This is a genomic window from Flavobacterium undicola (assembly GCF_009909155.2).
Taxonomy (GTDB): domain Bacteria; phylum Bacteroidota; class Bacteroidia; order Flavobacteriales; family Flavobacteriaceae; genus Flavobacterium; species Flavobacterium undicola.
Genome location: NZ_JAAAPM020000047.1, coordinates 1 through 18,739, shown reverse-complemented (window position 1 = coordinate 18,739; position 18,739 = coordinate 1). Strand labels below are relative to the sequence as shown.

The following is an 18,739-nucleotide window of genomic DNA, read 5'->3' as shown; positions in this document are numbered from 1 at the left end:
ATTGAGAATTTTATTTTCTCTTAAATCTTCTGGATGCTTTTTTTTGTAGCCATAACTTACGAAATTTAATTATATTCGTAAGGTACTAAAACTACGGTAAGTGCTACCGAAGGTTTAGTTCAACAGCCGTTTGGCGAGATTGGGGTTTTGGGCTTAATGGAAAGTTGGTTTTGTACTTGCAAAATTTGTGTTTAACCGAAAAATCTCGCATCTTTATTCCCCAACCTCGCCAAGCGCCAGAACGTCAGGCTGTGAAAAAACCTCTTTTTTTTAGTAAAATCTTAAAATTTCACGATACTACAATTCAAATAAAGCCTTCTAAGAAAGCTCTTTTTTTAGGCTGCCAATTTCTCTGGATAAAAATTAGTTGCTGTATTAAGCTTTAAATAACTCCTTTTCATTAAAAACAATACTTTTGCTTTGTAGGGTGAGTTCCATTTTTGGAGTTTTGCGATTAAATCCGGTACGCCAAGTATATTGATACTGCGTTTGATGTTATACACCAGCATAATCAGGCTGTGTTCTCCGTTTACTTTTTCTAATCCTGTTAAATTGGTGTGATTGTAGCCCCATTGTCGTTTGATAGTACCAAAGATGTGTTCGTTGATTTCCTGCCGTTTGCGATAGAGCTGTGCATTTGCGTTGTAGCGTTTGTTGTTTTCTTCTACGGCATCGGCATATTGACTGCGGTCTATATCACGTCCAGACTTTCTGCTGGTACATAACTGTTTTACAGGGCATTCTCTACATTTGGGGGTTCGATATCTTTTAAACTCATAACTGTCTCTATCAGTAGTTTTTTTGTGCCAGCTGCCTGTGGTTTTGAGAGTTTCGCCCTGTGGACAAATGTACGTGTCGTCGGTGTGGTCGTATTGGAACTTAGATATCAAATAACCCTCGGCTATCCTTTCTTTATTTTTTCCTTGTTCGGGCTGCGCTACAATTGTAGTGATGTTCGCTTGTTTGCAAATTTCTATTTGTTTGCCATTATGGTAGCCTTTATCTACCAATGCGGTGTATGTTTCGATTCCTAGATTCTCTTTAACTTCAATAGCGATTGCCGACAAGGCGCTACGGTCATTCTTGTTGATGGTATGCGTAGCTACTACAAGATTGTGCTTGGCATCTACTGCTGCCTGCATGTTAAATGATATTTCAACCACTTGTCCCTGAACCAACAAAGCCCTGGCATCGCTGTCGGTAGTGCTTATCTGGGGTTCCCCGCTTACTTTTAGCTTTTCTTCCAGCAACTCATAACGAAGTTTGTTTTGTTTTAAGCGCTCTATCTTTTTCTGAATATTTTTAATTTCTGTAGAATTCTCTTTGAGGTCGTTTTCCTCCAAAGCATTTAGGTATTCTTGGCTTTTTGCTTCAATATATTCTAGATGTTTGTCTATTTTCTTTTGATTGAAATTGGCCTTTTTGCTGTTGTGCGCTCGGCTTTTGGTACCGTCAATGGCAATGGTTTCACCACCTATCAAATCGGTATCTTTCAAGAACGAAACAAACAGTTTAAATAAGTTCTTCAAGGCAACGGGATTCTCTTTTCTAAAATCCGAAATGCTGTGGTAATTGGGACGAATGTTTTCCAATAACCACAGCATCTCCATATTCCTAAAACATTCTTTTGACAGTTTGCGGGAACTTCTAATTCCATTGAGATAGCCATATAGATAGACTTTTAGAAACACTTTGCCGTTATAGCTTGGGCGACCTTCTCCTTTGAGAGTTCGCAAAGAAAAACCAAGTTTTGAGAGCTCCAAAGATTCCACAAATGCATCTATAAACCGTACTTGGTTGTCGGGACTTATAGTGTCTTCTAAACTAGAAAAATGTAGCTGGTAGCGGGAAATTCCTGTTATATGTTGCATTCCTAAAAATACGAAAAATCCTGTTTTTTATATCACTATTTTAGTATATTTGTTTACAATCAAACGGAAGTTTTTTCACAGACTGACGTTAGTAGTAACTTTAACACAGACTCATAAATTAAATGTCCGATCAAAAAATAAATATAACTGCTTTTAATTTTTCTCCATTTTTTTGGTGGAAAACTATAGAAAAATCTGTTTCCCTAACAACTGCCCCATCTGGTTCTCGTTTGCAACGAGTACCTACTTCCTTTTAAAACAAAACAAAGCGTTTGTAACGCGGCTTTCTGATACCCCAAACGCCACAGATATATACTAAATTCATCACTAACGATTGTGCAATCTTCAATTCGTTTTAAATCCGATGGAAACTACTTACTTATTCAGTAACAAAACCTGAAGGCAATGCCAATAATTGATATTGAATGGTTTTGGCCAGGCGGTAATCACCTAATGCGTTGGGATGCAGTCTATCCGTTTCTTTGTTATGAAAGTATTGTAATTGTGTATCGGCCATTGGAAACAATCCACTTGTTGAATAGAGATCAATCAACGGAACTGCCCAGTAGGAAGCCGCTTGCTTCAAAATAGCAACATAGGAATCAATATACAATCCTTGTCCGTTAGCATAGTTTTCGTCAGGTTGTACATTCTTCTCGTTAAACTTGGCAAATCCCCTGTGAATAGGTGTCATAATGATAATTTGCTGTTGTGGGTAATTGTTCTTCAGGTAAGACATGGCTTTATTAATTCGACCACAAAAGGTCGAATCATTCAGGTTTGGAGTTCGGTATTTACGCGTCACTTCCTTTCCGTTAAAGATAGTTTGCTTTGTTGTTTCACTAAAAAACTCACCTAACGGCGTATCGTGCATATAGTCATTCGTTCCTGCAAAAATCAGTATGGCGTCAATGTTCGTTCCTTTTTCGTCGTGCAACTTCACCGACTGTTTGTAAATATCATTCCACTGGTTTCCGCTGATGCCATATACAGAAGGTGTTATTCCAAGCAATTCATTTAGATACTCCCAATACACATAAGTAGTTCCTACACGGCGTTTGTCGGTCATCGAATCACCCAAAAAAGCCACCCGCTTGCCCTCCCATTGTGAGTTTAGTGTTTTTTCTTTGTCTGTTAATTTTACTTTTGGAACAGCCTGTTGTGCAAAACCATTAAAACCCGCTGTGAATAAAAGGATACAGGCACTAGCAATTATATGTTTCATATTTTAATGTATTTCAAGTTTATGTAAAATGGTTATTCTGCGTCCATTCAAATTTTCAAAACAAATCTAACAAAATTACCTCCAATCTATTTTCTAAAGAAGCAGAATTTCTGGCAGAACTAAAATAATCTTCTGTAGTTGTGGCTTTATATTTTGTCGACATATTTTTATTTTAAAATGTAAAAAAGGGATACCATTTTTATAGACACAGCTTTGTCTTGCTTTAATCATAGAATGCGCTAACGATTGACTACCTACTCAAGTTAGTTTTAAACTTGCTTTCATTACTGTTTTTTTCTTAACTTTCTGTGATGTTTAAGTTTGTCTATTCCAACTAGACAAACTGTATAAATACTTAAACCAACAACAAAATGAGAAAATTGATATTCTTTATGCATACTTCACTTGATGGCTTTGTGGCAGGACTTAAGGGAGAACTGAACTGGGCAAATGTAGACGAGGAGCTCTTTGACTTTGTTGGTACGATGACTGATAAAGCGGACACTGCTCTTTATGGACGGGTAACTTATGAAATGATGCAGAGTTATTGGCCAAATGCCTGCAAACAAGCCAACGCATCAAAACACGACAAAGAACATTCGGCCTGGTACAACAAAGTTCCAAAAGTTGTTTTATCAAAGACAATGAGTGAAAAAGGACTTGAAAATACCAAAGTTATTAGTGACCAACTTGCAGACAACATCAATAAAATAAAAAAACAGGACGGAAAAAATATTTTAATTTTTGGAAGTCCTACCGCCTCTCATTCCTTATTAAGTCAAGGTTTAGTTGATGAGTTTTGGTTATTTGTTAATCCGGTACTACTTGGCCAGGGCATTCCGTTATTTAAAGGTGTAACCGAAACGACTCAACTGAAACTTATAGAATCGAAAACATTTTCTTGTGGAGTAATTGCTCTTCACTACGAAACAAAACGCGATTAACTTAAGCTATTTTATTTTTTTTAGAATTCGTAAATTAGTACATATTAAACTTTTATAACTATGAGGGTTTTATTGTTTTTTATCCTAGTCTTCGCCGTACAATCATGTGCCACAAAAAAGTACATCAATAAACAGCTATTGCCCGAAGGGATAAAATCGGCAACCGAGGAAAAATACTTGGTAGAAAACAATCAGAAGAAACTATTGTACAAAAAGCAAATGGTCTTTACCGGAAATGGCCGCATTAAATACTCCAAAACTGTTGATGCTGTTGGTAATCTATTGCAAGAAACCCAAAAGAGATTATGGTTTGAAGTGCAATCCTATCCAGACAAAGAAACCTATTACTGTAAAACCCGTTGGAAACCCAATCAGCGTGAACGTATCAGCTGTTACACCCGAAAACAATACAAACAAAATGAATCCATTTATCATTATAATTCAGATGGAAGCATTGCCAAAATAGTAGATAATTTTAGCACTTTCTACACCCAGTATTTTTATTATACGAACAAAGAACTCTCTAAAATTGTTATCAGGGACAAAAATGACGTACTTATTGACGAAGTTTTAATACACTGTGAGGCTAAAGATGAAAAAGGAGCTTGCTTAAAAGAAACTAGAATTTCGACTCAAACAAACCATAAAAAAGAAGAGATAGATTTCTTTCCAAAATATGATTAGTCAACAGTGTTTTTAAAAATGCCGGGAAGATTATCTACTTCCTTTAAAAAAACAAAGCGTTTTGAACAGGACAACATTTGCTACAAATAAAAAAACCTTCTTGGTTCACAAGAAGGTTTTTGTCGGGGTGGCAGAGTTCATTCCGAAAACGGAAATTCGAACCTGCGGCCTTCCCGTTTTCAAAACGGGACGCGATAACTGTTCTAACCTGATATTAATTTAATTATTCTTACTCTACTCTTCCACTTCTTAATCTCTTGCTCTCGCAAAATTGCATCTTTCTTATTATCGTAAGATTCAAAATAAACTATTTCCCAATCTTTAGCCCTGGCTGTAAAACCACTATGAGAACTTAAATGACGACGTAGTCTATCCTCTAACGAAATTGAGCTAGATCCAACATAATAAGTATCAATGGACTTTGAGTATAATATATAAACGTAAAACATAATTTGCTACAAATAAAAAAACCTTCTTGGTTCACAAGAAGGTTTTTGTCGGGGTGGCAGGATTCGAACCTGCGGCCTCCTGCTCCCAAAGCAGGCGCGATAACCGGGCTACGCTACACCCCGTAACGCGGCTGCAAATATACAACTCTTTTTTGCTTTTGCAAACTATTCTTAAAAATAAAATCGCAATTGTAAAATTAGACTAAAACACAATCAATAATCCGTCAAAAGACGACAAATCAAGCTTTAACAAATGTTAACAAAATAGATTTTTAGAAACGATAATAAATTGTATTTTTACCGTTCAAAATTATAGAAAATAAATGGGCAAAATCATTGCGATTGCTAATCAAAAAGGAGGCGTTGGAAAGACTACAACATCTGTAAATCTTGCTGCTTCCCTAGGTGTTTTAGAAAAAAAAGTGTTATTAATAGACGCTGATCCTCAAGCTAATGCTAGTTCTGGTTTAGGAATTGATGTGGAAAGTGTAGAAATTGGTACCTACCAAATTCTAGAGCACAGCAATACTCCTAAAGAAGCTATCATTCAATGTTCGGCTCCCAATGTAGATGTTATTCCTGCTCATATTGACCTTGTGGCTATCGAAATCGAATTAGTAGACAAGGAAAAAAGAGAATACATGCTTAAAAAAGCTTTAGAAAGTGTAAAAGACGATTATGATTTCATCATTATTGACTGTGCTCCTTCTCTAGGTTTATTAACACTAAACGCTTTAACAGCTGCCGATTCTGTGGTCATTCCTATCCAATGTGAATATTTTGCTTTGGAAGGTCTTGGAAAATTATTGAATACAATAAAAAGTATCCAAAAAATCCACAATCCTGACTTAGACATCGAAGGTTTATTATTGACCATGTACGATTCCAGATTGCGTTTATCTAATCAAGTGGTGGAAGAAGTACAAAAACATTTTAACGATATGGTTTTTGAAACTATCATCCAGAGAAATGTGAAGTTAAGTGAAGCCCCTAGTTTTGGCGAAAGCATCATCAACTATGACGCTACAAGTAAAGGTGCTACTAATTATTTACATCTTGCTCAAGAAATTATAAAGAAAAACATCCAATAGTTTTATGACAAAAGCAATAAAAAAACAAGCCTTAGGAAGAGGTTTATCTGCTTTATTAAAGGATCCAGATAACGATATCAAATCGGTAGAAGACAAAAATGCAGACAAGGTTGTTGGAAATATTATTGAACTCGAAATTGATGCTATTGAAATCAATCCGTTTCAACCCAGAAGTAATTTTAACGAAGAATCATTAAAAGAATTAGCCACTTCTATCAAGGAATTGGGCGTAATTCAACCTATTACTGTTCGAAAATTAGATTTCAATAAATACCAATTAATTTCTGGAGAACGTCGTTTACGTGCTTCAAAATTAATAGGATTGGCGACCGTTCCTGCTTACATTCGAATTGCGAATGACAACGAATCTCTGGTTATGGCTTTGGTTGAAAACATTCAACGCCACGACTTAGATCCTATCGAGATAGCACTTTCTTACCAACGTTTGATAGATGAAATCCAACTGACTCAGGAGCAAATGAGTGAGCGCGTAGGTAAAAAACGTTCTACAATTGCTAACTATTTGCGTCTTTTAAAACTAGATCCGATTATCCAAACAGGAATTCGCGACGGTTTCATCAGTATGGGACACGGTAGAGCGATTATCAACATCGAAGATTTAGATGCACAAACTGATATTTATCAAAAAATTGTAAGTCAGAATCTTTCGGTTCGTGATACTGAAGCTTTGGTTAAAAATTACCACGAAAGCTTAAAACCAAAACCAGCTGCAAAAGCTAAAACAACATCTTTTGATATAGACGAAAATCAGAAAAAGATTTTTAATTCTTATTTTGGAAACTTAGTAGACATTAAAGTTACGACTAACGGAAAAGGAAAAATTACTATTCCATTCCAATCTGAAAAAGATTTTAATCGAATTATTGAATTAATCAAGGGATAGTGAACAAAATTATTTCCATAGCACTATTTCTTATTATCTTAAGCAACAGCGCTGCATTGGCACAAAAAAAAGCCCAATCAGAAGTAGTAGCTAAAGATACTTTAAAGTCTATAGACATTGATCCATTAACTCCAGCCAAAGCAGCCTTTTATTCGGCAGTTTTACCTGGTTTGGGTCAGGCTTACAATAAAAGATATTGGAAAATCCCTTTGGTTTATGGTGCCATAGGAACCAGCCTTTATTTTTATTTAGACAGTAATAAAAAATACCATCAATTTAGAGATGCTTACAAACGAAGATTAGAAGGATATACTGATGATGAATTTTCATACTTAGACAATGCCCGATTGATTGCCGGACAAAAATTCTACCAGCGTAATCGTGATTTATCCTCTTTGTTCATCGTAGGTTTTTATGTTTTAAATATTATTGATGCCAATGTTGATGCGGCATTAATGCAGTTTAACGTAGACGATCGACTGTCTGTAAAACCTACACTTTATCAAAACAATCTCAATTTTAAAACAAACGTAGGGCTAAGCCTTAATTATAACTTTTAATCGAATACAAAAGAATTGATTGATTCAAAATCTTTTTAATTTAAAATACAACACAAATGAAAATTGCGCTTTTAGGATACGGAAAAATGGGCCAGGTAATTGAAAGAATTGCTCTGGAAAGAGGTCATGAAATTGTCTTGAAAAAGGACGAATTCAACACCTACGACGGACTTTCAAATGCTGATGTTGCTATTGATTTTAGTGTTCCTACAGCTGCCGTAGATAATATTTCGGCTAGTTTCAACAACAATGTTCCTGTAGTTTCGGGAACTACGGGATGGTTAGACCGCTACGATGAAATGATTGCTTTATGCAAAGAAAAAAATGGTGGTTTTATTTCGAGTTCCAACTTTAGTCTAGGTGTTAACTTATTTTTTGGTCTAAACGAATACTTGGCTAAAATGATGGCTAACATCGACGGATACAAGGTAACTATGGAAGAAATTCACCATATCCATAAACTAGATGCTCCAAGTGGAACAGCTATTTCATTAGCTCAAGGAGTTATCGAAAACAGCAACTACAGCAACTGGACACTTGAAAACGCAACAGAAAATGATATCCACATCGAAGCGGTTCGTACCGGTGAAGTTCCGGGTACACATACTGTTACTTACGATTCTGGTATTGATAGTATCGAAATCAAACATACTGCTCACAACCGTGAAGGATTTGCATTGGGCGCAGTAATTGCCGCTGAATGGCTAGCCGGAAAACAAGGAATTTTCAGTATGAGAGACGTACTTAACATTAAATAATCAAACCAAAACTAACCTTTAATTCAAAAGAACTATGACACTATATCAATGGTTTGTATTTTTTCTTATTATTCAAGTTGTTCATTTTTTAGGAACTTGGAAACTATATGAAGCAGCTGGAAGAAAAAAATGGGAAGCTGCAATACCAGTATATAATGCTATTGTCCTAATGAAAATCATTGGTCGACCTACCTGGTGGACTTTATTGCTTTTTATCCCAATTATTAACTTGATTATGTTTCCGGTTATTTGGGTAGAAACATTAAGAACTTTTGGAAAACGCAGTCAACTGGATACTATTCTGGGAATTGTAACTTGCGGATTGTATATCTATTACATCAATTACACACAAAAATTAGATTTCAATAAAGAAAGAAGCTTACACCCAAAAAACAAAACTGCTGATACTGTAAGCTCCTTATTATTTGCAATTATTGTCGCTACATTAGTGCATACTTATTTTGTACAACCTTATACCATTCCAACTTCTTCATTAGAAAAATCATTACTAATTGGTGATTTTCTATTTGTGAGTAAAGTAAATTATGGTGCTAGAGTTCCTATGACAACTGTAGCTTTACCAATGGTTCATGATTCAATCCCAATGACCAAAAGAAAATCTTATCTAAGTTTCCCACAACTGCCTTACTTAAGATTACCTGGAATTGAAGACAAAATTAAACGTACTGACATTGTTGTTTTTAACTGGCCTGTAGATACAGTACATTATTTTTTCGAACCTAAAGGTAACCCTGGTGTAATTAAACCTATTGATAAAGAATCGAATTACGTTAAAAGATGTGTAGGTGTTGCAGGAGATAGTTTGTCTATTAAAGACGGAATCGTTTACATCAATGGAAAAGTTTTACAACTTCCTGAACGTGCAAAACCTCAATTTTCATACGCAGTAGCCTTAGACGGAAAAACTCCTATTGACTTTGAATTTTTATTAAAAGACATGGACATCACTGATGGTGTAGGTTATAAAAGTGAATTAAAAGACACCTTATATTTTAGAGCCTTAACTGCTGCAGGAGCTGAAAGATTAAGAAAAACATCTGGAATAACCGCTGTAAAACAAGAAATTGCTCATGGTCCTGAAGAAGGGATTTTTCCTAACATCAACAAATGGAATCGCGACAATTTTGGTCCTATTTATATTCCTCAAAAAGGAAAAACAGTAGCACTTACACTTGAAAGCCTTCCTTTTTACAAAAGAATTATTACTGATTACGAAAAAGACGATAACGGAAACAAAAACGACTTAAAAGTAACCGGAAACGAAATTAGATTGAATGGCAAAGTAATTAACAGCTACACTTTCAAACAAAATTACTACTGGATGATGGGTGATAATCGCCATAATTCAGAAGACAGCCGTTACTGGGGTTATGTTCCTGAAGATCACATTGTAGGAAAGCCTGTTTTTATATGGATGAGTTGGGATGCTAATGCAAAAGGATTGAAAAAAGTGCGTTGGGATAGAGTTTTCACGACTGTAAGTGGCGAAGGTCAACCACAATCTTATTTCAAAATTTTCTTAATCCTATTGGCTGCATTCTTCGTTGGAGAATATTTTTGGAAAAAAAGAAAAGAGAAAAACAATATCTAGTCTAAAGTTTTAGGTCTAAAATTGAGTCTGTAAAATCTCAACTTTAGACCTAAACTATATCATAAATAAACAAATGAAAACCTTATTACATCCATCTTATTTCCCATCGATTAGTCATTTTGTTGCTATCATGCAATCAGAGAGTATCGTATTTGAAATGGAAGATAATTTTCAGAAACAGACTAACAGAAACCGCACCTATATTTATAGTCCAAATGGGATTCAACTATTAAATATTCCTATAAAACATTCGAAAACAAGCCATCAAAAAACAAAAGACATTCAGATAGAAAATGATTTTGACTGGCAAAAACAACATTTTAAATCGCTGGAAGCAGCTTACAGAAGCTCTCCTTTCTTTGAATTCTTTGAGGATGATTTTATTCCTTTTTTCGAAAAAAAGCATAATTTCTTAATGGATTTGAATTTGGAAGCATTCGATATTATTTCAAAATGCATGCGTACAAAATTCAACTTCGAAACTACTACAGAATATTTCCATCAAGTAGATTCGAATACTATTTTAGATTATCGATTTTTGGTAAACGGAAAAAAAGACACTTCAACTTTTGAACCTTACACCCAGGTTTTTGATGACAAACATGGTTTTATCAACAACTTAAGCATTCTTGATTTACTTTTTAACGAAGGAAAATTTACTGTTGATTATTTGAAAGCACAGCAACTAGGATAGTATTATTTTTGGAATTTGGAATTTTAAAAATTGGAATTTGTCCTAAGATTTATTCGAACGAAAGCTTTGCCATAATTGGGTAATGGTCAGAATTATCAAACTCAGGGAAAGTTTCAAACTTTTTTACCTTCATTTGTCTATCAGCAAAGATGTAATCTATTCGGGCAGGATAATATTTAAATCGATAGGTTTGTCCAAAACCTTTACCAGCTTCCTCAAATCCGTCTTTTAAACTTCCTTTAATGATGCGATACACATAGGAGAAAGCACTATTATTCATATCCCCACAAATGATGACAGGATACTTGCATTCTCTTAAATTATCCTTTAAAATCTCGGCCTGCTGTTGTTGTTGCTTAAAAGCCTTACTAATTCTATTAAACAACAGCTGCGATTTTTCTTTATCAATCACATCAATATTTTCTGAAATCTCGTTGACATCCGGAGAAATCTTAATGGACTGCAGGTGCATATTATACACTCGGATAATATCCTTCCCTTTCTTTATATCGGCATACACCACGTTGTTATTCGAATTAGGAAAAGAAATTTTACCCTGTTCAATAATTGGAAATTTAGAGAAGATAGCCTGTCCCGTTTTTATCTGATCGCCTTCCATAAAAATGGTTCGGTGAGGATACACTTTTAAGTCAACATGAGCCGAATTAGAGTATTCCTGGATGCATAAAATATCAGGATTTTTATCATTGATGAATTCCAAAATAGTTTCTGGGATATCCAATTTATTTTGCCATTTAAACAAATTAAACAATCGGACATTGTAACTCATCACCACAAAATCCGTCTCTTCCTCCGGATAATCTTTAGCCGAAAATTTATAAAACTTATTGATAAAAGTAATTCCTATCAAAAGCACTAAACCCGACATCACCATTCTTTTTTTGAATTGCATGGCCCAGTACACAAAAAAAAGACTGTTAAAGATGAAAAACAAAGGCATAAACAAAGTTAACACCGATAAAAGAGGAAAAGTTTTCGGCGCCAAAAAAGGCAAAATATAAGCGATAAAAGTGACGACTATCAGAAAGATGTTTAAAAAAAACATCCCCTTATTGAACCACGAAAGGTTTTTCATTTTTTTAAAATTTAACACTTAAAGTCACTATAAAAATACAGCAATTTCAAGCAATTATTTCCCTGATTTGAATAAAAAATCTTTCTCTTCTTTTGTTAAGCTATCATAACCTGATTGACTGATTTTATCTAAAATCTCATCAATTTGTTGTTGTACTTTATCTTTTGTTACTATTCTGGAAGCTCTTTTTTCTACTGGCTTAGAATAATTTTTATGTACTTTTTTAAATGGAGTCGATGGTGATTTCCTGAAAATATTGGCAAAAAAATCAATAATTCTGGTAATAACAATGCTCATATCAGTACCATTCTGCAAGGCCTTGATATATATAAAACCAAAAAAAGCACCCGCTAAATGCGAAATATGACCTCCCATATTATCTAAAGGCAGTTGCATTAAATCTATTATCAGGAATACCGCAGTAATATGCCACAACTTTACATTTCCTATCAATAGTAATCGTACCGGCATTAAAGGCTGGTAAGTAGTAACTGCCATTAAAATAGCCATTATTGCGGCTGAAGCACCGACCAAAGGAGCACTAATTCCCATTAAATAAAAACTCCCAACAAAAACAGCTCCTCCAAAAATTGCACTCAACAAATACAATCCTAAAAACTGTTTTTGGGTAAAAAAAGTCAAAAACAATTGGCTCGCAAAATTAAGCACCAACATATTGAATAAAATATGGAAAAAATCAGAATGAAAAAAAGCATAGCTAATTACCGACCAAGGTTTCCATAATAAATCCGAAGGATTTGAAGACAAACTTATATACTGAATAATAGACAATTCCAAACCAAAAATCTTCAATATCCCAGGAAGAACATAGGATATTAAAAAACAAGCCACATTCCAATAGATCAATCTATGAGCCACTCCTCCTAGTTTGTATTGCAATTTTATGTCGTCTAGAATATTCATTTATTCGTTTTTATAAGGTTTTGTTGTTTTCTATTATTAATTCCAACGGTTGTCATTAAACTGATTTTTCTTCCAATACCACATAATCAGGAAACCACACAAAGCTCCTCCTACGTGGGCAAAATGAGCAATTCCTGGCCCTCCAAAAATAGATTGTCCTGAAACTCCTAAATACAAATCTAACAAAACTAATCCTGGCACAAAATATTTGGCTTTTACCGGCACCGGAATAAACATCAAAGCCAACTCCGCATTAGGGAACATAAAAGCAAAAGCAACAACAATCCCGTAAATAGCTCCAGAAGCTCCTACTACAGTTCCTGCAAAGGCACTGATAAAATTTTGATACTCTGATGCTGTTAAAATAGATTGCCACTGTGTATTAATTTTCCCTTCGTTTAATAATTGTAAAATCTCCGATTTTTTAAAGCCATTTTCTACTAATATATTAATTGCATCATTAAAATAATAATAGTTAATCCCTGTGTGCAACAAAGCAGCACCTAAACCACAGGAAATATAGAAGAAAAGGAACTTTTGACTTCCCCAAAAATGTTCTAATGCTGAGCCAAATGAATACAAAGCAAACATATTAAAGAAAATATGCATAAAACCACCATGCATAAACATATGACTTAATGGCTGCCAGGCATGAAAATTTTGATTCTCTGGAAAATACATCGCCAGCATTTGATAAGCAGGATCACCCACTACTAATGTTCCAATAAAAAACAGGATGTTAATTATCAATAATTGTTTTACCGTTTCGGTTACATTCATCATAGTGCAAATTTTTTATCTATATCTTCCACACGCATCGTGATGAAAGTTGGTTTTTGAAAAGGAGATACATTAGGATCTTTGCAGGCAAAAAGTCCGTTTACTAAATTTTCCTGTTCTTTTATTGTTAAACTTGTTCCTGTTTTCACAGCCAAACTCTTCGCCATCGATTTGGCAATGGTATCATTTTGACTAAAACTATTCTCTGGAATTCCATCTTGCAAATCACTCAATAACTGTTCTAATACCATCGAAATTTCACTTTCGGTCACATTTACCGGAATTCCTGAAATCACCACATGATCATCATTGGTTTCTTCAAAAACAAATCCTGTATTGACTAGGGAAAGCTTCAAATCGTCAATTAATTCCATTTCGCTTGACGAAAAATACAAATTTAATGGAAACAACAATTGTTGACTCGATGCCTGATGCACCGTCATATTTGTCAAAAATTGTTCGTATAAAACCCGCTGGTGCGCGCGCTGCTGATCCACAATTACCATTCCAGACTTGATAGGAGAAACAATATATTTTTTATGAATTTGATACACATTCTGAACCGCATGTTCTACTTCTTCATCATTAAATAATGAACCTGTAACTTCATCACTTTCAAATGAAAATTCGGTACTTTCGGTTGTAAAATCAGCTTCTTGCTTTAATCCCACATACAAACTCTCCCAATTAGAAGTCGAAACGGGCTTCTTGTAGCTCGAACCGGAACCGGAACTTGAACCAGCATAATGTTTATTCACTTTATCATCTGAAAATGGATTAAAAGTACTATCGACCTGAATGGTAGGCACAGCTCCTTCCAGATCTTTATAATGATATGGCGTATCCAAATTAGAATCTCTTTCGAAATCCAAAACAGGCGCCACATTAAACTGTCCCAAACTGTGTTTTATTGAAGCTCTTAAAATAGCATACAACGCACTTTCGTCATCAAACTTGATTTCAGTTTTGGTAGGATGAATATTGATATCGATAGAATTTGGTGGAACCGACAAATACAGGAAATAACTTGGTTGCGCTCCATCTTTTAAAATCCCGTCATAAGCAGCCATCACCGCATGATGCAAATAACCACTTTTTATAAAACGATCATTGACAAAGAAAAACTGTTCGCCCCTATTTTTTTTAGCAAATTCAGGTTTGCTAACAAACCCCTGAACCGTTACAATTTCGGTGTCTTCCTGAACAGGAACTAATTTCTCATTGGTTTTCCCCGAAAAAACATTCACCACACGCTGTCTTAAGGTCGAAATGGGCAAATTGAACATTTCGCTACCGTTATGGTAAAAAGTAAAATGAATATTGGGATGAGCCAAAGCCACACGCTGAAATTCATCAATAATATGGCGATATTCCACCGTATCCGACTTTAAAAAATTGCGTCGGGCAGGAATATTAAAAAACAAATTTTTAACGGCAAACGAAGTTCCTTTAGGCAACACGGCCGATTCCTGGGAAACAAATTTACTTCCTTCGATAACGATTTGTATTCCTAATTCTTCTTGATCTTGCTTGGTTTTCATCTCCACATGAGCAATCGCTGCAATAGAAGCCAAAGCTTCTCCTCGAAACCCCTTAGTATGTAGTGTGAATAAATCTTCGGCGTGACGAATTTTGGAAGTAGCATGACGCTCAAAACACAAACGCGCATCGGTAACATTCATTCCTAAACCATTGTCAATCACCTGAACTAATGATTTCCCAGCATCTTTTATAATCAATTTGATATCTGAAGCCTTAGCATCGACAGCATTTTCAAGAAGCTCTTTTACCACCGAAGCCGGTCTTTGAACCACCTCGCCCGCAGCAATTTGATTAGCAACATGATCAGGAAGTAATTGGATTATACTCGACATTAAAAAAAATTAATTTATAGTTTAAAAACAAAGCTGCACAAATTTAACAAATTTCCGTGGGGTTTTACTGCTTTGACAATCATAAATAAAACAAAAAAACCTATACCATTTGGCTAGAATAGTATAGGTTTCATTCTGAATTATTTAGTTTTACTCTTTTAATTCTAAAGGTGTCCCTTCTCCTAACTGAACTGCTCCTGAAGTCAACAAATTCTGACTTGCATATTCATGGGTCAACGAAGCCTGCTGACGAATGTAAGCCATTTTTATTGCAGCTATAGCAGCTTCAGTACCTTTGTTACCATGAATTCCTCCGCTTCTATCAATAGATTGTTGCATGGTATTATCGGTCAAAACACAAAAAATTACCGGAATATCCGTTTGTACATTCAAGTCTTTGATGCCTTGCGTTACGCCTTCACATACAAAATCAAAATGCTTGGTTTGTCCTTGAATAACGCAACCTATCGCAATTACAGCATCCACTTTTTGAGTTTGCAACATTTTCTTCGCACCATAAATCAACTCAAAGCTTCCAGGAACATTCCATCGAATAATATTCGCTGCCGGAACTTCATTATCTAAAAAAGCCTCTTCAGCTCCTTTATACAAGCCTTCTGTTATATTTTCGTTCCATTCAGAAACTACTATTCCAAAACGAAAATCTTTCGCGCTAGGAAGTGTGCTTTTATCGTAAACTGATAAGTTTTTATTAATCGTTGCCATATCTAATTTAATTTTTTTAGATTTCAATTTATAAATAAAAATTGGTGATTACAAGTCTTTTTCATCCCTGCAATCACCAATTTTTAAATTCTAACTTTATTTACTGAGATAAACCTATCAAAGCATCAACTGAAGCAGCTTCAGGTGCATTCTCATAGTTTTCTTTAATATCTGTAAAATATTTTATAGCGTCTTCTTTATTTCCTAATTCTAAAGCTGTTTTTCCAGCTTTCAATAAGAAACGAGGCGTTGTGAAATCATTTTTATTAGATTCAAATGCTTTTACATAATTCTCTAAAGCTTCTTTTGGCTGATTTTTCTCAGCATAAGCATCTCCAATAGCTCCTTTTGCCATTGCACTCAAAATAACATCTTCCGATTTGAATTTGCTTAAATAATCAATAGCTTCAGCATATTTTCCAGTATTCAAATAGGCAACACCAGCATAGTAATTAGCTAAATTTCCAGCTGAAGTTCCTGAATATTCGTCAGCAATCTTAATGAATCCGAATTTACCTTCAGAACCATTTAATGCTAATTTATATAATGAATCGCTGGCAACTCCGTTACTGGCTTGTTCAAAGTTTTGTTGAGCAACAAACATTTCACTGGCAGCTTCATCTTCTTTTGGTTCAGCAATAAATTTTTGGTAAGCTACATAACCTACAGTAAACAAAGCAATAGCTCCTACTATACCAATAATGATTTTTTGATTTTTAGCAACCCAGTCTTCCGTTCTAGATGCAGTTTCATCTAATTTAGAAAAAACTTCAGCAGTTGTACTGTTTTTTTCGTCAATTACTACTTGTTCTTCTACTGCCTCTTTTACTTCTTTCTCTTTTGGTGCTTTATATCCTCTTTTATTGTACGTAGCCATTTAAAAATAATTTAGTGAACCGCAAAAATAAAATTTTTATTCAAACCCACACATAAAAACTCATATTTTATATCTAAATCGAAAATATTTTTATTTTAACGAACAAACTCCAAATTCAGCCGGATTTTTTTTAGCACAGAAAACATCCACCCTCCTCTATATTAAGACATTTACTTTTAAAAAAGTCAAACACAGATTTCACAAATTCACACGAAATTCAATCTGTTTTAATTACACGAATCCCTTAATCTATTCTATAATTCGTGTAATTCAATTTTAAAAATTAATCCTATTTTGTAAAAATTCGTGAAATCTATGTCTGAAAATTTTAAATGCGAACGCCCTGCTTTTATATCGATATTTTTCAATAATTTGCAGCCTCTTTTAAAAGTCCGGGCAAAAACAGCAAACACCTCAATATCAGCAGCGCTTAAAATGTATTTAAAAAAAATTTCTTTATTCAATTATAAAAATTTTTCGGAAGCTAATTTCGAATTTGATGGTAAAATAATCTGTTTTGTAGGTAAAAATGGTATTGGAAAAACAAATGTTCTGGACGCTATTTACCATTTGTCTTATGGAAAAAGCTATTTCAATCCGCTTGCTGTTCAAAATATCAAACATGGCGAAGAGTTTTTTGTAATTGATGCCGAATTCATAAAAAACGAAAGAAGCGAACAACTGGTTTGCAGCCTGAAAAAAGGACAAAAAAAAGTATTGAAGCGCAACGGCAAAGCTTATGATAAATTTTCCGATCATATTGGATTTATTCCGCTCGTTATTATTTCGCCAGCCGATAGGGATTTAATCATCGAAGGCAGCGAAACCCGCCGAAAATTCATTGACAGCATTATATCACAACTCGATTCCCATTACTTACAACAACTCATCCAGTACCAAAAAGTAATGAGTCAGCGTAACGCCTTGTTGAAATATTTTGCTTTGAATCATGTTTTTGACAACGACACCCTTTCTATATATAATGAGCAGTTAGACGGTTATGGAAAGTATATTTTCGAAAAAAGGAAAGAATTCATCGCCGAGTTTATTCCCATTTTCAACGAACACCATCATGCCATTACGGGTTCGCAGGAATCGGTTCAATTAATGTATGAAAGTCATTTGTTCGAAAATGATTTATTGACGCTTTTACAAGAAAACATCAATAAAGACCGGGCTTTACACTACACCAGTATGGGAATTCACAAAGACGATTTGGCTTTTGAAATCGACAATCATCCTATCAAGAAATTTGGCTCGCAAGGCCAACAAAAATCATTTTTGATTGCTTTAAAACTGGCTCAATTTGAATTTCTGAAAAAACAAAGCGGTGTAAAACCCATTTTATTATTCGATGATATTTTTGATAAATTAGATGAAACCCGGGTAGCTAAAATTGTTGAGATGGTTAACTCGGATACTTTTGGACAACTGTTTATTTCAGATACACATCCGGAACGCACCGAAGCTATTGTAAAATCCACGCTGCAATCTTATAAAATATTCAATTTATAATATTCTTTAAACCATATAAGTAATATAAGTTTTTTGAGTTAGTCATTTAGTTTCTGTATTTTTATGTCTTTAAAAACAGTCGTTATGGAAGTATTTGAAGGACAAAGCATACTAAACTTTATAAAAGAATTGCCAAATGATGAAGCTTGCAAAGC

18 protein-coding genes and 1 tRNA gene are annotated in these 18,739 nt (G+C 34.6%); 9 read left to right on the top strand and 10 right to left on the bottom strand.

Going from position 1 to position 18,739, the window contains the following annotated elements; all coding sequences use genetic code 11:
* Positions 1–335: 335 nt before the first annotated feature.
* Positions 336–1,871 (bottom strand): IS1182 family transposase, encoded by a 1,536-nt coding sequence (locus GTZ96_RS17315; RefSeq protein ID WP_235973043.1) that lies wholly within the window; start codon positions 1,869–1,871, stop codon positions 336–338.
* Positions 1,872–2,250: 379 nt separating this feature from the next.
* The gene (locus tag GTZ96_RS17310; RefSeq protein ID WP_161645163.1) at positions 2,251–3,096 is read right to left on the bottom strand and encodes an SGNH/GDSL hydrolase family protein; all 846 of its coding nucleotides are present in this window, start codon (positions 3,094–3,096) and stop codon (positions 2,251–2,253) included.
* A gap of 371 nt (positions 3,097–3,467) precedes the next feature.
* On the opposite strand from GTZ96_RS17310, the gene GTZ96_RS17305 reads away from it, so the two are divergent.
* Positions 3,468–4,040 (top strand): dihydrofolate reductase family protein, encoded by a 573-nt coding sequence (locus tag GTZ96_RS17305; protein WP_161645162.1) that lies wholly within the window; start codon positions 3,468–3,470, stop codon positions 4,038–4,040.
* 60 nt (positions 4,041–4,100) lie between these two features.
* Positions 4,101–4,724, top strand: coding sequence for a hypothetical protein (locus GTZ96_RS17300; RefSeq protein WP_181033225.1), 624 nt, complete (start codon positions 4,101–4,103; stop codon positions 4,722–4,724).
* A 203-nt stretch (positions 4,725–4,927) separates the two neighbouring features.
* Here the strand turns inward: GTZ96_RS17300 and GTZ96_RS17295 are convergent, their stop codons facing one another.
* Positions 4,928–5,173 carry a GIY-YIG nuclease family protein gene (locus GTZ96_RS17295; protein WP_161645160.1) on the bottom strand — a complete coding sequence of 82 codons (246 nt, stop codon included), beginning with the start codon at positions 5,171–5,173 and terminating at the stop codon, positions 4,928–4,930.
* A 48-nt stretch (positions 5,174–5,221) separates the two neighbouring features.
* Positions 5,222–5,296: transfer RNA gene (locus GTZ96_RS17290), tRNA-Pro, on the bottom strand.
* A 200-nt stretch (positions 5,297–5,496) separates the two neighbouring features.
* Between GTZ96_RS17290 and GTZ96_RS17285 the strand changes: the two genes are divergently transcribed.
* The 6 genes from GTZ96_RS17285 (at position 5,497) to GTZ96_RS17260 (ending at position 10,792) form a co-directional block, all read left to right on the top strand.
* A complete protein-coding gene (locus GTZ96_RS17285) occupies positions 5,497–6,264 on the top strand; it encodes a ParA family protein (protein ID WP_161645159.1) in 768 nt (255 codons plus the stop codon).
* Between the two features lie 4 nt (positions 6,265–6,268).
* Positions 6,269–7,168 carry a ParB/RepB/Spo0J family partition protein gene (locus GTZ96_RS17280; RefSeq protein ID WP_161645158.1) on the top strand — a complete coding sequence of 300 codons (900 nt, stop codon included), beginning with the start codon at positions 6,269–6,271 and terminating at the stop codon, positions 7,166–7,168.
* On the top strand, positions 7,168–7,728 hold the full coding sequence (locus GTZ96_RS17275; protein ID WP_161645157.1) for a DUF5683 domain-containing protein: 561 nt from the start codon (positions 7,168–7,170) through the stop codon (positions 7,726–7,728). The genes GTZ96_RS17280 and GTZ96_RS17275 overlap by 1 nt, the downstream gene beginning before the upstream one ends.
* Before the next feature lie 56 nt (positions 7,729–7,784).
* The gene (gene dapB, locus GTZ96_RS17270) at positions 7,785–8,486 is read left to right on the top strand and encodes a 4-hydroxy-tetrahydrodipicolinate reductase (RefSeq protein ID WP_161645156.1); all 702 of its coding nucleotides are present in this window, start codon (positions 7,785–7,787) and stop codon (positions 8,484–8,486) included.
* Positions 8,487–8,520: 34 nt separating this feature from the next.
* Positions 8,521–10,098, top strand: a complete 1,578-nt coding sequence (gene lepB / locus GTZ96_RS17265) for a signal peptidase I (RefSeq protein ID WP_161645155.1) — start codon at positions 8,521–8,523, stop codon at positions 10,096–10,098.
* 73 nt (positions 10,099–10,171) lie between these two features.
* Complete coding sequence (locus GTZ96_RS17260; protein WP_161645154.1) at positions 10,172–10,792, top strand: WbqC family protein; 621 nt, start codon at positions 10,172–10,174, stop codon at positions 10,790–10,792.
* Positions 10,793–10,841: 49 nt separating this feature from the next.
* On the opposite strand, the gene GTZ96_RS17255 is transcribed toward GTZ96_RS17260, so the two are convergent.
* From GTZ96_RS17255 to GTZ96_RS17230, 6 genes are all read right to left on the bottom strand, one after another.
* Positions 10,842–11,888: an endonuclease/exonuclease/phosphatase family protein gene (locus GTZ96_RS17255; protein WP_161645153.1), complete on the bottom strand. Its 1,047-nt coding sequence runs from the start codon at positions 11,886–11,888 to the stop codon at positions 10,842–10,844.
* A gap of 54 nt (positions 11,889–11,942) precedes the next feature.
* Positions 11,943–12,812: a rhomboid family intramembrane serine protease gene (locus GTZ96_RS17250; RefSeq protein WP_161645152.1), complete on the bottom strand. Its 870-nt coding sequence runs from the start codon at positions 12,810–12,812 to the stop codon at positions 11,943–11,945.
* A gap of 36 nt (positions 12,813–12,848) precedes the next feature.
* The gene (locus GTZ96_RS17245) at positions 12,849–13,595 is read right to left on the bottom strand and encodes a rhomboid family intramembrane serine protease (RefSeq protein WP_161645151.1); all 747 of its coding nucleotides are present in this window, start codon (positions 13,593–13,595) and stop codon (positions 12,849–12,851) included.
* Positions 13,592–15,466 carry a DNA mismatch repair endonuclease MutL gene (mutL, locus tag GTZ96_RS17240; protein ID WP_161645150.1) on the bottom strand — a complete coding sequence of 625 codons (1,875 nt, stop codon included), beginning with the start codon at positions 15,464–15,466 and terminating at the stop codon, positions 13,592–13,594. Before mutL ends, GTZ96_RS17245 begins: the two co-directional genes overlap by 4 nt.
* Positions 15,467–15,616: 150 nt before the next feature.
* Positions 15,617–16,192, bottom strand: a complete 576-nt coding sequence (ribH, locus tag GTZ96_RS17235) for a 6,7-dimethyl-8-ribityllumazine synthase (RefSeq protein WP_161645164.1) — start codon at positions 16,190–16,192, stop codon at positions 15,617–15,619.
* Between the two features lie 100 nt (positions 16,193–16,292).
* Positions 16,293–17,069, bottom strand: coding sequence for a tetratricopeptide repeat protein (locus GTZ96_RS17230; protein ID WP_161645149.1), 777 nt, complete (start codon positions 17,067–17,069; stop codon positions 16,293–16,295).
* Between the two features lie 435 nt (positions 17,070–17,504).
* Between GTZ96_RS17230 and recF the strand changes: the two genes are divergently transcribed.
* A complete protein-coding gene (gene recF / locus GTZ96_RS17225) occupies positions 17,505–18,584 on the top strand; it encodes a DNA replication/repair protein RecF (protein ID WP_161645148.1) in 1,080 nt (359 codons plus the stop codon).
* Positions 18,585–18,739 lie beyond the last annotated feature (155 nt).